The following is a 16,065-nucleotide window of genomic DNA, read 5'->3' on the forward strand; positions in this document are numbered from 1 at the left end:
GTTTTTTCCACAGTTGATTGTAGCTTGAAGCGGTTTCGTGGCGAAACCATTCTAAATCAAAGAAAATCGACACAAAAAACGTTTTAGTATTTTAGAAGTTTTAGAATCTTTGCTGAGTAGAAATGTAGTGAAATCAATAAAATAGATGTACTTGAGTACCCACTTGCGGTTTTAAAGGAACCATTTTACGGGATCAAAGGTATCTGTTTACGGTACATCAGGTGCCAAGGATCAGGAAGTAGGGGACTGATTCTCGGGATACTGAAAATCTTCGGAAAAGAGACACTAATTCGGTGGGTTTTCTCGCTGAGTATCGGGGACGAAGTCGGGATCGGACTCGGATTGATTCAATTTCTGTGGATAACTTGCGTGCGTGATTCTTAAGGTACCTGAATACGGGATTGCCTTCATCCCGTGTTTGGGTACCCAAAAACTATTGAAGCAAAGGTACCTTTTGTGTCAGGCTTTTGCAAAATGAGCAGCCGGGCAGAATCATGCCGGATACACAACTGAACATGGATCAGCTTTCAGGCGCTTTGCGTCGAGAGACTGTTAAGAAGAATGTCGCAGCGATACACATCAGCGGCAAACTTTCTCTGCTGCAGAGAAAGCTTTCGAATGTTTTGTTGATGAACGCCTATGATGCATTGACGACCGCGCAGAGCCACACGATTGATGCGCGGACGCTTGCTATGATGGTCGGGTACAATTCCAACGACTTTGACACTCTGCGAGCCAGCCTGCGGGCATTGGCGGAAACAGTCGCGGAATGGGACATGCTGGATGAGCAGGGGCGTCAGGAATGGGGCGTCTCATCCCTGCTGAGTTTTGCCAAACTGAAGGGGGGAGTTTGCGAGTATTCATACTCACCCGCGCTGGCGCAAAAACTGTACGATCCGAAGATCTATGCGCTGATCAATGTACAGATACAGCGGAATTTCAGTTCCGGGCATGGGCTTGCTTTGTATGAAAACTGCTACCGATTTGTGCGGACAGGTTCGACAGGTTGGTGGCCCCTGGACGTGTTTCGTAAGCTGATGGGTGTTGATGGCAGTGACTACTACGCCAGTTTCAAACATCTCAACGCAAAGATTATCAAGCCAGCAGTCACGGAGGTGAACAAAAGCTCGGATATTTTGATCGAACCCGAATTTCAAAAGAAGGGTCGAACCGTCACTGACATTCGTTTTCTGATCAAAGGTAATCCGCAAAAGGCGATGTTTGAGATCGACGATAGTGATGGGGTGCGCAATCTCGCCGTGTACAAAACTCTGAGGAAGCAGGGTGTGTCGGACCGTTTGGCGCGGCAATGGATCGCGGAGCACGGCGAGGACTATGTCCAGAAGAAGCTCGATTACGTAAAAGGGCAGGGCGGTGTAAAATCCACCGTCGGGTATTTGTCGGCTGCTTTGCGGGATGACTACGACGATCCCAAGGAAATTCCAACACCCGAGCCTACTCCCGAAGCTATCGAGGCAGCGCGTAAACGGGTCGCGGAAAAAGCCTCAGAAGAAAAGGCATATGCTGCCCGAACAGCGGAAAGGCAGGAAAGGGCGCGCAAGCTTGCCATCGTGGAAGACCTGGTTTCGCGGCGAAACCCTACACAGCGAGATGCAGACAAGCGGTTGTTCTTAGCAGGTTTGAACAATGATCTAGATCGAGAGCATTTTCGATCTCATGGCTGGCGTTCGGGCTTGAACGCCACAGCTATATTTGAATTTTGGGAGGACCTGGAGCCAGAAGCGTTCGCGGTTTGACGCTCTGTTGTGATGTTTTTTCTGAAAGAAAAGCTGACACCGAACTCGCGGCCAATGCCTTTAGTACTGCACGCAAGCGGAATTGAAAGTATCTGGACGTGAATTCAACTTTGCAGATCATGAGTACCACCTCGCTTCCTTCTGGTGTTGTTGTCACTGAAGTGATTATCTCGAACCCTAATTCTGTCGAGTGTGTCTTTTGATGATCCGGTGGTCCTGTCCCACGACCTCACTCATATGTTTCCCCATGACCCTCTTGATTGGGGGTGGGCCGCCTAAGCCAATCAGCATGTTTTCTTTGGCTTTGATACCTGTTGTGTTCGCTCCGCTAATATCGACACAAACTGTCGCGCAAGATCATTGCGTTCAATCAATTGAGCGACGAGTTCTTGAGCGGCAGGTTTGTTCCGACGCTCTGAATGCATGAAACCCAGCGTATTGCCGTGTTTATCCATAGCTCTGTAGAGAGTGATCCTCGCACCATTCACGCTTTTAAGCTTCATCCACCCGCGAGGAGCGGTCACTCGGTCCCGAACGTTTGCGCGCAACGTCGGCGATTTCACTAGCATGTTTTATCACCCGCCGGTTAAGCGTAGTGTGTTTCACTACAACGCTAGGCTAAGACATAATCTGTTTGAGATAATGGTACGGCACGCCGTATCGGATACAGAAAGAGACAGAAAATAGGATCAATCCTCGTGGATACTTCGCAACTTCGAAGGAAGTTATGAGTTGGCTTTCGACGAAGTGGGACCGAGGACCACCACGTGCCAAACCAAAGCACGTCAAAATCCAGAACTTTGCAACAAAGCCTCAGAAATGGTCGAAACTGGGAACTCTGTTGCAATAAGCAAAAATAATAAAAAAGTATCATTATTTTGTTGATCAAACTAATTTCTTACATTCGTAAGTTCTGTTGCGAAGTTCCTTGCTGAGTGCAGGTATCGCGATTTCCCCGCGGGTTAAGCAGCGAATTCTGCGAGTTGTAGAAACGGACAAATTCTCGGCGTGAACAGACTTTTGTGGATCATCTACTACACTTCTATCCCTGCAAGAGTTGAGAGTGCAGATGCAAAAGGCTTGAAGCCGAGCTACGTGCGAGTTCGTTTATATTTGGAACGATGGTCCTATTCTATGATGTTGTTTAGAGCTTTCCGCCTGAACATCTCTATCGGAATGGTGCAACCAAAGCCTCTGAGTATTTTGTTCATCGCCTCGATTCCAGCTGACTTAGTTCTGCTTGTATCGAAAATACTCTTTCGCAGTGGGCCGGTCACTTAAAGCATCCATGCAATCAGTTTTGTGGCGGCTGGCTAGTTCGCCGTTTGGAGAGCATGAAATCCAGAGTTTTGAAGTGTTTAAGGAATTCCAGCACCGATCGAGTTTACATGCGCTGCTTCTCACTGCGCTCGAACGCGCATGATCATTTTCTGGACGTCTGATTGAGTGATTCGGTTGTACCTGAAGCTGTCCAGAGGTCCTGCCTCAAGGGCTGGCTGAAACCAGTACACAGGTTCAGAACGCGTAGCGCATCCCGAATTCGGTGTAGTTTTGACTCAGTGTAAGATCTGCCTTTCGGCTATCGCGGATGACACGTTCTGCGTTGGGCAGATCGTTGGTTTTCGCGCGTTTCAGCGCGGTTTCCGGGTCAAATCCGTGCTTAATCCAGCGCTGCTGCAATCTGCTTTCAAGTTCTTCCAAAGTGGGGCTGACAAAAACCGTTAGGGCGAAAACATCCTCCAACATCCTCCACGGGTCGCTTTTCATCAAAAGGTAGTTTCCTTCCACAACCACGATCGGAGTTTCAGGATGAACCGCAATCGCATTGGCGATGGCCAGGTCCATTTGGCGGTCGAACATGGGATGAAAGGATTCATGTAGCGCGGATTGCAGCGCCCTAATCGCCTTGCAAAACCCAACGGCATCGAAGGTCTCTGGTGCGCCTTTTTTTGCACGCAAGCCGCGCGCTTCCAAAACGCGATTGTCCAAATGGTAACCATCCATTGGCACAAGAGTGGCTAAAGGAACCGCCGAGCTCTGTTGCGCGTTCAGCGATTGCACAACGGCCTCCGCTAAGGTCGACTTTCCGGATGCAGGGGGGCCGGCAATTGCAACAATCGTCCGAACCCCAACCAGCCTCCGGGAGGAGATCAGGTCGCAAACGTGCTTTGCATCCTGCTCGATCACGCTGCGTCCTCTTTTGGAGGTTCCTTGGCACCGGTCATGAAGGCCACGGCGTCGGACATCGTATAATCCTTGGGGTCGATCGTACAAAGACGTTTGCCCAGCCGGTGCACATGGATGCGATCGGCGACTTCGAAGACATGCGGCATGTTGTGGCTGATCAAAATGATCGGAATGCCACGCGCCCTTACGTCCTGGATCAGCTCAAGCACCTTGCGGCTTTCCTTCACGCCCAAAGCCGCCGTCGGTTCGTCCATGATGATGAACTTGGTCGCAAAGGCAGCTGCGCGCGCAACGGCAACGCCTTGGCGCTGGCCGCCGGATAGTGTCTCTACCGCCTGATTGATTGACTGCACGGTCATCAGCCCAAGCTCGGTCAGTTTTTCGCGGGCGAATTTTTCCATGGCAGGCCGATCCAGCTGACGCATGTATTTGCCCATGAATCCCTGTTTGCGAATCTCGCGCCCCATGAACATGTTGTCTGCAATCGATAGGGCAGGGGACATGGCAAGCTGTTGATAGACGATCTCGATGCCCATGTTCCGGGCATCAATCGGCGAGGTGAAGTTGACCTTTTTGCCTTCTATCAGGATCTCGCCTTCATCCGGGATCGTGGCACCGCAGATGGCCTTGACGATGGATGACTTGCCTGCGCCGTTATCACCGATCACCGCAAGGATTTCGCCTTGCCGCAGTTCAAAATCGGAATGGTCGATGGCGGTGACGTGGCCATAGCGCTTCACGATCCCGCGGCCTTGGACGACTGGAGTTGTGTCTGACATTAGCCCGATACCTTTCTGATCCACTGGTCGACTGCGACGGCTGCGATGATGAGAAGTCCGATAAGCAGGAAGGTCCACTGCGCGTCCGCGCCCAGAAGCCTGAGCCCCAGAGTAAAGACGCCGACGATGAGAGCCCCGAACAGGGACCCTAGAATGGAGCCTCGTCCGCCGAACAATGAGATACCACCAATCACAACTGCAGTGATGCTTTCGATATTGGCCAATTGACCGGATGTTGGTGAAACCGACCCGATGCGCCCGATCAACGCCCAACCCGCAAAGGCACAGATTAGACCGGACAACATGTAAACGGACATCAGCGTTTTGTGCACGTTCACACCAGATAGCTCTGCGGCCTCAGGGTCGTCCCCCACCGCATAAACATGCCGGCCCCAGGCCGTGTGTTTGAGCGCATATGCCAGCACGAAAATCAGAACGAGCATGAATATCACGCCAACCGTAAAGGTCGCGCCACCAACGCTGAATTTTGTGCCAAAGAATTGCAGGAACGGGGCGTTGGCCTCGATATCCTGACTGCGAATTGTTTCGTTTGCGGAATACAGGAAGTTTGTTGCAAGGACGATCTGCCACATGCCGAGCGTGACAATAAAGGGCGGCAGCTTTACGCGACTGACCAGCCATCCATTGAGAGCCCCGATCAGGGTCCCCATGGCCAGCCCGCACATCACCGCAATGGGCACAGGGATGCCGTAGCGGAACGTGAACTGACCCATAATGACGGAAGAAAACACCATAATCGCACCGACACTTAGGTCGATACCGGCGGTCAGAATGACAAGGCTTTGTGCCGCGGCCACGATGCCGACGATCTGAACCTGCTGCAGGATCAGCGTCATCGCAAAGGGTGAGAAGAACTTTGAGCCCAGCAGAAGGCCGAAAATTACGATCGCGCCAACGAGAACGATCAAGGGTACAAAGGATGGATTGACGTGGAGAAGATGCTGCAACTTCCCCAGAACACCACGCCGGTGATCTTCAAACTCCGCAACGGTTTCTGACGCGTTGGCGGCGGTTTCGAATTCCTGGGCGTTTTGGTTTGCTTCAGACATATCTCCCCCCTTTTCGTGGCTGGCATCGCGTCCACGAAATCAGTGTACAGGAAGTTTCGGTTTGCTGGTGAAAGGATTGATGAGGCGCTGCGGCGCGCCTCACCTAGAGAGCTGTCTCTAGCCCCAGCAGAGATCCAGGCCTTCTGCAACCGACAGCGACTCAACCCCATCAACCGGCTGGTCGGTGATGAGCGCTACGCCTGTGTCATAGAAGTCTTTGCCGGGTGTGTTTTCGGGCTTCACGCCCTCTTCGGCCCATTTCTTCACAGCCTCAACACCTAGCGAAGCCATCAACAGCGGGTACTGCTGGCTTGTCGCACCGATCACACCGGCTTCGACGTTTTGGACACCGGGGCAACCACCGTCGACCGAAACGATCAGTACGTCGTTTTCACGCCCGATGGATTTCAGAGCTTCATAGGCGCCCGCAGCGGCCGGTTCGTTGATCGTGTGAACAACGTTGATGGATGGATCCTTGGCCAGAAGGTTTTCCATCGCGCGGCGACCGCCTTCTTCGTTGCCGTCTGTCACGTCACTGCCGACCAGACGCGCATCGGTTTCGTCACCGATGACATTCGGATCCGCCAGGTCCACACCGAAACCGTCGAGGAAACCCTGATTGCGCAGAACGTCCACTGTCGGCTGACTGACGTTCAGATCCAGCGTCGCGATCTTGGCATCGGCTGCGGCGTCGCCCATTTTAGCCTTGGCCCACTGACCGATCAGCAGACCGGCCTTGTAGTTGTCCGTCGCGAATGTCGCGTCCGCAGAGTCAATCGGGCTAAGCGGCGTATCCAGCGCAATGACCAGAACGCCTGCATCCCGCGCCTGCTTGACCGCGGGAACAATCGAGCTTGTGTCCGATGCCGTTAGCAGAATGCCTTTTGCGCCATCAAGAATGCAGGTCTCAATAGCCTGGACCTGAGTTTCATGGTCGCCATCGACCTTACCAGCAAACGCCTTGAGCGTCATGCCCAGCTCTTCTGCCTTGGCGGTTGCGCCTTCCTTCATCTTGACAAAGAAGGGGTTGGTATCGGTCTTGGTAATCAGGCAAACGGTTTCCCCGGCAGCCTGCGCAGATGCTGCAGCCAAAGTCAGCGCTGTGGCGGATGCGGCAATCTTAAATAGATTTCTCATTTAGTCTCCTCCCAGAAAATTGTTGTGGCCCTGCGTGGAATAGCGACAAGGCGCGCCTCCATCCTCCAATGAAGGTCTTGCTCAAGAAACCGTGATTCTAGCCTCTGTGTCAATAAATAAATAAAGTTTATTTATTAATTTGGCTGCGCATCTTTTCATAAGAAAACAAGGTGTTTATGTTTAGGGTAATGGAAAGAGAGGCGCTGAAAATACTTACCGGCGGGGTAAGCCAAAGCGGTGTTCGTGATCACAACGAACGCCTGATTCTGACGGTTTTACAACGGCATGGACCTGCCGCCGGGGCCGATGTCGCGCGGCTGACCGGCCTGTCCCCGCAGACCGTGTCGATCATTCTACGTAAGCTCGCAAAGGATGAGATTCTCAAACGTGGGACGCCGTTGAAGGGCAAAGTTGGGAAACCTTCGATCCCCATGGAGCTCAATCCCGAAGGCATTCTGTCGGTGGGAATGAAGATCGGTCGCCGCAGCGCCGATCTTCTTTTGATCGACTTTACCGGTAAGCCACGCCAACAGCTCTCGACGACTTATGACTACCCGCTGCCCGAAGCTGTGTTTGGTTTTTTGGAGGAGGGATTGCAAGAGCTTCTGGCCAATGAGCCCCAGAAGCTTCGCGACCGTGTATGCGGGATCGGGATCGGTACACCGTTCGAGCTGTGGAAATGGCACGACCTGTCTGGGCTTGCGGCTCAGAAATTCAAATCCTGGAGAAACGTGAACTTTTTTTCCGAAGTGGCCAAGTTCAGCGACCTGCCTGTTTTTGTGGTCAATGACGCGACGGCCGCGTGTCACGCCGAACATCTCTACGGCCGCGGGGCCGAGTACCGAGACTACTTTTATTTCTTCATCGGCTCAATGATTGGCGGAGGCGTTGCCTTGAATGGCACCGTATTTGAGGGCAACCAAGGCAATGCCGGTGCCTTGGGCGCCATGCGGACAACGGGTCCTTTGGGTGAAAGCCAGCAACTGATCGACACTGCATCGCTGTTTCTGCTCGAGGACAGGCTGATCGAAGCGGGTATTGATCCGGTCATTTTATGGAAAAAGCCGCAGGATTGGAGCAGCATTTCTCGCTATGTCGAACCCTGGATCGGTACCACGGCACAGGAACTGGCCAAGGCTGCGCTGTCTATTTGCGCGGTCATAGATTTTGAAGCGATTTTCATCGACGGCGCATTCCCACCTGAAATACGGGAAGAACTGGTCTCACGAGTTCGTCGCTACCTGGCCAACCAAGACAAACGCGGTTTGATTCCTCCAGTCGTTGAAGCGGCAGCAGTCGGAGAAAACGCCCGCGGTATCGGAGCGGCAAGCAGCCCAATTTTCCGCCAGTTTCTATTGAACACCAATGCTGGGCTTTCTGGGATGTAGCGACCCTCGAACAGACACGCCTTGGCTGCACCAGCGTGATTGGTCCCAACTCTACGACAAAGCCCTTCCGCGTGTTCTTTAAGTGTTCTGATGCAATTCAGATAACGTCCAAAAAATAGCCAGGTTGCACTTTTTTTAACTTTTTTGTTGCCGAAACCGGTTTCGGAACGAACAAATAGCTTCAATGACCGCGAATCTTTCATATCCACCGCGTGACCAGTCAGGTAACGCAACCGTCACGGGCCGGGTGAAACTGGACGAATTGGCGGCGCATCTGGGCTTGTCCAAAAGCACGGTTTCGCGCGCGCTTAACGGGTATCCAGATATATCGTCGGCGACTCGCGCCAGGGTTGAAAAAGCGGCTCGGGTGTTGGGATATCGGCCGCTCAGCCATGCGCAGGCGATCCGCACCGGACAAGTTCGTGCGATAGCTATGGTTCTCAACAGCGAGGAGCCGGATCAGCATAATCCCTTCTTGCAGGATTTTCTGGCCGGAGCCTGCGCAGCGGCAAGCAGCCTGGACTGGACCATGACCATTTCCACGGCGACCTCCGAGAAAGACACTCTGAAGGTCCTTAGCCGTCTCTACGAGGAACGAAAGGCCGATGGATTCATTCTACCGCGGACAGCGGTGAAGGATGCGCGTATTGGCCTGCTGCGCAGTCTTGGGGTACCTCATATCCTGTATGGGCGCACCGGCTATGGACAACCGAACAACTGGGACGAGACTTCGTGGTTCGACATTGCCGGTGAAAGCGCGATGCGAAACGCAGTTTTGCGACTGAGCAATTTGGGACATACACGCATAGGCTTTGTCGGCAGCGATCCAAAGTTCAACTATGCGCATCTACGCCGTGACGGATATGCCGAAGGTTTGCATGCTGCTGGTCTACCCTTGGATCCGGATCTGATCCAGGAAGGGGCGCGCACGCGTGAAGATGGCGCGGCGCAGGGACGGGCGCTGATGGCTTTGGATCAACCTCCAACGGCGATTGTTTTTGCGACCGATCTGGCCGCGCTGGGATTTTGCGCGGATGCGCAGGATCAGGGGCTCGAGATCGGGCGCGACATCTCGGTGATTGGCTACGACGGTATTCCGGAGTGCCGGTACGCGCGCCCCGCACTGACCACATTTTCCGTCGATTCTCGCGCGGCCGGTGAACGGCTGGCGACCCTACTGATCCGGCAAATCCGTGGCGAAGCGGCTGCAGACTTGCGAGAGCTGGCCGAGGCCACCCTAATCGAAGGTGACTCTGACGGGCCACCAAATCTGACGTCAAACGAATTGGCGCGTAAACTAAAACATCTGACGTGAACATAACCGGGGAGGACACCGATGAAACTAACACCCAAGGCTGCCAAGCTGATGCTTGGCTCGTCGCTAGCGCTGGCGCTGACAGCGCTATCCGTGCAGGCCGACACGATCCGTTTTTGGACCACAGAGGAGCAACCTGAACGTCTGGCCAAACAGCAAGAGATGGCGGACCAGTTTAAAGCCGAAACCGGTACCACGGTTGAGGTGATCCCGGTCACCGAAAGCGATCTAGGCACGCGCGCGACGGCCGCTTTTGCGGCTGGCGACCTGCCGGACGTTGTCTATCACACGCTGCAATACGCTTTGCCTTGGGCCGAGGCCGGTATTCTGGACACCGAAGCCGCGACGGAAGTGATCGAAGAACTAGGCGCTGACACTTTCGCCCCCGGTGCTTTGGCGATGGCTTCGTTCAACGACGAAACCGCCTCGGTGCCAGTCGATGGCTGGACCCAGATGGTGGTCTACCGAAAGGACCTGTTCGAAGAGGCCGGTCTGGAAGCCCCCGACAGCTTTGCCGATATTCAGGCTGCGCTTGAGGCCCTGCACAACCCGCCGGAAATGTACGGCTTCGTCTCGGCAACCAAGGTCGACGAGAACTTCATGAGCCAGGTGCTGGAGCATGTGTTCCTAGCCAATGGAGTGTCGCCTGTGGGTCCCGATGGGTTCCAGCCGCTGGACGAAGCCAAGACCACAGAGGTTCTGGATTTCTACAAAGCAATCTCCAAGGCGTCGCCTCCGGGTGAGCTTTTCTGGAAGCAATCCCGCGAGCTGTATTTTGATGGCAAGGCTGCAATGATCATCTGGTCGCCTTTCATCCTGGACGAGCTGGCAGGTCTGCGTGACAGCGCTCCGCCGACCATCAATGACGATCCGACCTCGCGCGATCTGGCCAGCAAGACTGGCATCGTGACCAAACTGTCCGGCCCGTCGAATCCCGATGGTGCGGCCTGGGGGGATGTACGGTACTTCGGCATCACCAACGACGCAGATACCGATGCGGCGATGGAGTTTGTGAAGTTCGCCATGGACGACGGCTACACCCAAACGCTGGCAATCGCGCCTGAGGGCAAGTTCCCGGTCCGTCGTGGCAATGCCGACAACCCGACCGCGTTCTCGGAAGCCTGGGCAGAGCTGCCTGTTGGTGTCGACCGCAAAGCGCCCCTGGGTGATCTGTACGAACAATCCATGATCGACGAGATCGTTGGCGGTCTGGATGTGGCGCAGCGCTGGGGCGTGGCCGAAGGCCAACTTGCGCTGGCATCGAAGATGATAAACAGCCAGGCCATAAACCGCGTCGTTCGCCAGTATATTGACGACGAAATCGACGCGGCCGCAGCCATTGCGGCGATGAACGAAGAGTTGGCCAAGGTTCAGTAACCACCCGGCACCTGCAGCGGCGTGCGCGCCGCTGCCCCTAAACACCCTTCGAGGTAACCCATGACTTCGGCCTCCCCACCGACAGGAACCGGGGCGTTAGCCAAACGCGAGGCGCGTCTGGCCTGGACGCTGCTGGCTCCGACCATCATCAGTGTGTCGCTGGTTGTGATCCTGCCATTGCTGGCGATCTTCTGGATCAGCTTTAAACCCTTCACCCTGTCTGACCTGCGCCCGCCTGCTCCGGTCGTGCGTGAAAGCCTGCGCGGATCGGGTGATGATCTGCGGATCGAATACCGCCTACGCAACTCTAGTCAGGATATTGCGATCGATGGCGTGACAGTCCGGGATGTCCTACCCGACGGCGTCACGCCACTCGGCGACGTTGCAGCCCCCTGTGTGTTGAACGGGCAAGAGCTGTTCTGCGACTTTGGTACGCTGGAAGGTGGCCAACGCGAGCGCATTCGCGTTCCCGTTGCGGTCGATGGCGACCCGGACGCTTTCGAAGATCTGGTTGAAGGGTCTGAACCAACAGTCACCGGCAGCGGCCCCAGCGTGCTGACAAACTTCGAGTTCAGCCTGGAGAACTTCGCCCGCGTGTTTGACGGCGACGAGTTCTGGGGCGTGCTTTGGGTCACACTTTTCTACACCGTCTTCGGCACCATTGGCGCGCTGGTCATGGGCCTGTTCGCGGCCTTGCTGCTGAACAAGAGCTTCCAGGGGCAGGGGTTCATCCGGGGTCTTTACCTGTTCCCCTACGTGGCGCCCGTCATTGCCGTGGCCTTTACCTGGGTCACGCTGTTTGATCCGTTCTCAGGCTCGGCTAATGCGCTGCTGGTGCAGATGGGGCTGAGCAGCGAGCCGATCAACTTCTTCGGGGAACGCCCACTGGCGTTGATCATGGTCACCGTGTTCGAAATCTGGCGCTACTTCCCGCTGTCCTTCCTGTTCATTCTGGCGCGGATGCAGTCCATCGACTCCAGCATGTACGAAGCGGCGGATATGGATGGGGCCTCACCGTTCCAGAAGTTCTGGCTGCTGAGCATCCCGCAATTGCTGGGCATCCTGTCGGTCCTGTTCCTTCTGCGCTTCATTTGGACGTTCAACAAGTTCGACGACATCTTCCTGCTGACCGGAGGCAACGCAGGCACCCGCACGCTGACGGTTAACGTCTATGAACAGGCCTTTGCTGTGTCGAACATTGGGGCAGGCGCGGCCGTGGCCGTGGTGATCCTGCTTTGTCTGATCGCCTTCAGCTTTGTCTTCTTCAAATTCATCAGCCGTGAGGAGGGTCTGTGATGCGCCAAGGATATATCACTGGCCCGATCCTGGGCGCGCTGTGGCTGGTGGTGATCGCCACCACCATTGCGGTCACCATGTCCTTCGCCACGGGCGCGGCCTTCCGTCCCCAAGTTCTGCTGAGCCTGATCTGGGGCGCGTTGGCTGGTCTGGCATATGTCCGCTTTCCCGCTCGTCATGCCTCGGCGCGTCCGGGCGTGTCGGCCCTGTTGGGTCTGACCTGCCTGACCGGTTTTGGCCCGGTTCTGATCGGCTCGGACACAACTCTGCTGGCTTTATCGGTCACCGTGGTTTCGATTGCCGTGGTCATGCATCTGTCGATGGCTGAAATCCTGAAAGAGCTGCCCTTTGGCGAACTGACCCGCCACGAGTTCGAAGACGCCGTGATCAGGTTTTGCACTGGTTTCGGCTATATCTTCTTCACGGCCATCGTGGTCATCCCCTTCTATGTGATGGTGATGACCAGCCTGAAATCGCAGCAGGCGCTGTTGCAGAACCCGCTAGATTTCTCGCTGGATCTGGATCAGGGCTGGGCATTGTTCCGCAGCTATACGGAACTGTTCCGCGACTTCAATTTCGGCTCGTACCTTTGGACGTCTTTCTATGTCTCGGTGCTGACGGTTTTCATCACGCTGGCCTTCAGCATTCCGGGGGCCTACGCAGTCGCACGGTTCCGGTTCAAAGGGCAAAAGGCGTTCTCGCGCTCGATCCTGCTGATCTACATGGTGCCGATGATCGTTCTAGCGCTGCCGATCTATATCGCGTTCTCGCTGACCGGCCTGCGTAACTCGATCCTGGGCATCGTCATGATCTACCCGGTCACCACGATCCCGGTCGCGCTGTACATGCTGCAGGGGTATTTCCGTGGTCTCCCGACCGAGGTCGAAGAGGCCGGCTTGATGGATGGTCTCTCGCGCTTGGCGGTGATCTGGAAGATCACCCTGCCGCTCAGCCTGCCGGCTCTGGCTTCGGTGTCGCTCTATGTCTTCATGATCGCCTGGAACGAATTCCTTCTGGCTTTCATGCTGCTGGACGATCCCTCGAAATTCACTCTAACCCGAGGCGTCACAATGCTGAACTCTTCGGAAATCCCTCGCCAACACCTCATGGCTGGCGCAGTGATTGCCACTGTTCCAATCATGGCCCTGTTCCTGGGGCTTGAACGTTTCATGACCAAAGGCCTGACAGCAGGCTCGGTCAAAGGATGACAGAAATGAACCACTTTACTTCGCCGACAGAGTCAGCACGCAATATCCTGATCGCCAATGATCGGGGTGGCTATACGATCCCGACCAGCGGGCTCTATCCCTACCAATGGAACTGGGACAGCGCGATCGCTGCGCTGGGCTTTGCCGAGTTCGATATCGACCGCGCCTGGACCGAGCTTGAGACGCTGTTCTCAGGCCAGTGGGAGGACGGCATGGTTCCCCACATCCTGTTCCACAAAACGGATCCGGGCTATTTCCCCGGGCCGGATGTCTGGGGCGGCATCGGGCCGATTGCCTCCTCTGGCGTAACCCAGCCACCGTTGGCGGCTACCATGGCCCGGCGGGTATGGGAGAAAGACCGCGCGGCTGGTGAAGCCCGCCTCCGCGCCCTGTTCCCCGCTATGCTAGCCTGGCATCGGTGGTTCATGACATGGCGTCTCGATGACCACGGCGCGGTCTGCACCACCCACCCTTGGGAGGCTGGGCGTGACAATGCACCGGACTGGGACGACGCAATGGCGAGTATTGATGCCTCAGACGTGGGCGAATACCAGCGTCGCGACACGAGCCACGTGAACAGCGCCGACCGGCCCACCAAATACGACTATGACCGCTACATCAAACTTGTCCAGATTGGGCGTGAAGCGGGCTGGGATCAGCAGCAATTGCTTGAGAAGAACCCTTTCCGCGTCGCCGATCCGACGATGAGTTTCACAACCCTGCGCGCGGCCCGCGATCTGCTGGCGATCAGCGAGGAATTGGGGATCAGGGCCGAAGGCCTCGGTGAAGACGTAGACCGGCTTGAGGCAGGCGCAAAGTCACTGTGGAACGAGGCTTTGGGCACCTTTGATTCACGAAATGCGCATACGGGCAAATGGGCTGAAAGCGTCTCAAATGCAAGCTATCTGTGCTGGTATGCAGGCATTGAGTCCCAGCAAATGTTGGACCGATTGAAAACTGTTTTGACCACGGTCCCGCACCCGATCCCTAGCTATGATCACAAATCGCCCAAGTTTGACGAACGCCGATATTGGCGTGGGCCAACATGGGCATTCATGAACATGCTGACGGGGTTCGGTCTGAAGGATATGGGCCACGGGGTTGAGGCCGAAGCACTGCGCCTGAAAACCGGTCGTCTGATCGCAGGCCACGGATTTGCCGAATATTACGACCCGATTACCGGCAGTCCTGCCGGGGGCAACTCTTTCACATGGACCGCTGCCGTCTGGCTGCATTGGGCAGGGAGGAACTGATGGGCAGCATAGAGCTCAATTCCGTCGAAAAATGGTTCGGCGAAGTGCAAGTGATCAAAGGCATCGACCTAAAGATCAAAGAGGGTGAGTTCGTCGTCTTCGTTGGCCCGTCGGGCTGTGGTAAATCGACCCTGTTGCGGATGATCGGTGGGCTCGAGGACATCTCGCGCGGGTCTCTTTTGATCAATGGGGATGATGTCACCGACAATCCGCCCTCTAAGCGCGGGCTGACCATGGTGTTCCAGTCCTACGCTCTTTATCCTCACCTGACGGTAGCCGAAAACATGGGGTTCTCGCTGAAAGTGGCGGGCGTATCCAAGGGTGAAATCGCCGAACGCGTGGGTAAAGCCGCCGAGGTACTCAAGCTGGAACCTTATTTGGAGCGCAAACCTAAAGACCTGTCCGGCGGCCAGCGTCAGCGCGTTGCAATCGGTCGGTCAATTGTGCGTGATCCCACCGCATTCTTGTTCGATGAGCCGCTATCCAACCTAGACGCCGCTCTTAGGGTCGAGATGCGGTATGAGATTGCCAAGCTTCACCAGAGCCTGAACCGCACCATGATCTATGTGACTCATGATCAGGTCGAAGCGATGACACTGGCTGATCGTATCGTGGTGCTGGAATTCGGCAAGATTGCACAGGTCGGGACCCCACGCGAACTATACGAACGCCCCGCCAACTTGTTCGTGGCGCAGTTCATCGGCAGTCCGAAAATGAACGTCATTCCCTGCACTGTTTCCGGCGATCAGTTCCAGCTGGAGAACGGTGGAGGCGGCCCGTTTGATCGGACTGGTACCGCTACGATGCTGGGCATCCGTCCGGAACATATAAGTGTGGTCGAACCCGGCTCGGGTCACAGCGACGGCAAGGTCGAGGTGGTCGAGTATCTTGGCGCAGACATGTTCGTCATCGTCGATTGCGGGTTTGAGGAGAAGGTGACGGTTCGCCTTGGCGGGGACACGCAGATCAAAGCCGGAGCGCAAATCGGCTTGTATTTTGCACCCGAGAAACTGCAATTTTTCGACGCGGCAGGGCAGACGATTAGCCCAGATGAACGGGTGTGACACTTTTGAGATGTTTGGGGATGTGTCGCAAGCTTCTGGAATGGCCAGAGCCAGCGACTCACTGGACACCCTATCCTGAGATCTTGGCAAATAGCCGAAAACCAGCCGGCGTGGAGCTAGAGAAATGCCGCTTCCAGTAATGTTGGCGATCTCAATACTGTCCATTGCAGCCGAGGCAGATCTGAACGACTTGAACGCGCATATGTGCAGTCTGTTGCACTTGATGAAGCGATG

The 16,065-nt window shown here is 55.4% G+C and carries 13 protein-coding genes; 8 read left to right on the plus strand and 5 right to left on the minus strand.

The annotated features are described in order from the left end of the window. Window positions 1-494: 494 nt before the first annotated feature. Window positions 495-1,757, plus strand: a complete 1,263-nt coding sequence (locus tag ACRZ95_RS16695) for a replication initiation protein (protein WP_170680218.1) — start codon at window positions 495-497, stop codon at window positions 1,755-1,757. 284 nt (window positions 1,758-2,041) lie between these two features. Here ACRZ95_RS16695 and ACRZ95_RS16700 read toward each other — a convergent pair whose 3' ends face one another. The 5 genes from ACRZ95_RS16700 to ACRZ95_RS16720 form a co-directional block, all read right to left on the minus strand. Then, the gene (locus tag ACRZ95_RS16700) at window positions 2,042-2,326 is read right to left on the minus strand and encodes a DDE-type integrase/transposase/recombinase (RefSeq protein WP_480555251.1); all 285 of its coding nucleotides are present in this window, start codon (window positions 2,324-2,326) and stop codon (window positions 2,042-2,044) included. Between the two features lie 946 nt (window positions 2,327-3,272). After that, window positions 3,273-3,941 carry a nucleoside/nucleotide kinase family protein gene (locus ACRZ95_RS16705; RefSeq protein WP_480555283.1) on the minus strand — a complete coding sequence of 223 codons (669 nt, stop codon included), beginning with the start codon at window positions 3,939-3,941 and terminating at the stop codon, window positions 3,273-3,275. Beyond that, a complete protein-coding gene (locus ACRZ95_RS16710) occupies window positions 3,941-4,723 on the minus strand; it encodes an ATP-binding cassette domain-containing protein (protein WP_170429655.1) in 783 nt (260 codons plus the stop codon). Before ACRZ95_RS16710 ends, ACRZ95_RS16705 begins: the two co-directional genes overlap by 1 nt. Continuing rightward, a complete protein-coding gene (locus ACRZ95_RS16715; protein ID WP_170474861.1) occupies window positions 4,723-5,793 on the minus strand; it encodes an ABC transporter permease in 1,071 nt (356 codons plus the stop codon). Before ACRZ95_RS16715 ends, ACRZ95_RS16710 begins: the two co-directional genes overlap by 1 nt. Before the next feature lie 117 nt (window positions 5,794-5,910). Continuing rightward, a complete protein-coding gene (locus ACRZ95_RS16720; protein ID WP_170380654.1) occupies window positions 5,911-6,930 on the minus strand; it encodes a sugar ABC transporter substrate-binding protein in 1,020 nt (339 codons plus the stop codon). Between the two features lie 188 nt (window positions 6,931-7,118). On the opposite strand from ACRZ95_RS16720, the gene ACRZ95_RS16725 reads away from it, so the two are divergent. The 7 genes from ACRZ95_RS16725 to ACRZ95_RS16755 all read left to right on the plus strand — a co-directional run bounded on the left by ACRZ95_RS16725 (window position 7,119) and on the right by ACRZ95_RS16755 (window position 15,831). Continuing rightward, window positions 7,119-8,318: an ROK family transcriptional regulator gene (locus ACRZ95_RS16725; protein WP_170667793.1), complete on the plus strand. Its 1,200-nt coding sequence runs from the start codon at window positions 7,119-7,121 to the stop codon at window positions 8,316-8,318. A gap of 184 nt (window positions 8,319-8,502) precedes the next feature. Then, complete coding sequence (locus ACRZ95_RS16730) at window positions 8,503-9,633, plus strand: substrate-binding domain-containing protein (RefSeq protein ID WP_170680073.1); 1,131 nt, start codon at window positions 8,503-8,505, stop codon at window positions 9,631-9,633. Window positions 9,634-9,654: 21 nt separating this feature from the next. Beyond that, window positions 9,655-11,010 (plus strand): extracellular solute-binding protein, encoded by a 1,356-nt coding sequence (locus tag ACRZ95_RS16735; protein ID WP_170680071.1) that lies wholly within the window; start codon window positions 9,655-9,657, stop codon window positions 11,008-11,010. A gap of 60 nt (window positions 11,011-11,070) precedes the next feature. Then, window positions 11,071-12,306, plus strand: coding sequence for a carbohydrate ABC transporter permease (locus ACRZ95_RS16740; protein WP_170680069.1), 1,236 nt, complete (start codon window positions 11,071-11,073; stop codon window positions 12,304-12,306). Further along, window positions 12,306-13,514 (plus strand): carbohydrate ABC transporter permease, encoded by a 1,209-nt coding sequence (locus tag ACRZ95_RS16745; RefSeq protein WP_170680068.1) that lies wholly within the window; start codon window positions 12,306-12,308, stop codon window positions 13,512-13,514. Before ACRZ95_RS16740 ends, ACRZ95_RS16745 begins: the two co-directional genes overlap by 1 nt. 5 nt (window positions 13,515-13,519) lie before the next feature. Continuing rightward, window positions 13,520-14,767, plus strand: a complete 1,248-nt coding sequence (locus ACRZ95_RS16750; protein WP_480555253.1) for an MGH1-like glycoside hydrolase domain-containing protein — start codon at window positions 13,520-13,522, stop codon at window positions 14,765-14,767. Then, window positions 14,767-15,831, plus strand: coding sequence for an ABC transporter ATP-binding protein (locus tag ACRZ95_RS16755; protein WP_170680066.1), 1,065 nt, complete (start codon window positions 14,767-14,769; stop codon window positions 15,829-15,831). The genes ACRZ95_RS16750 and ACRZ95_RS16755 overlap by 1 nt, the downstream gene beginning before the upstream one ends. Window positions 15,832-16,065: the final 234 nt, after the last annotated feature.

The sequence above is a fragment of the Ruegeria sp. AI3 genome, assembly GCF_056541245.1.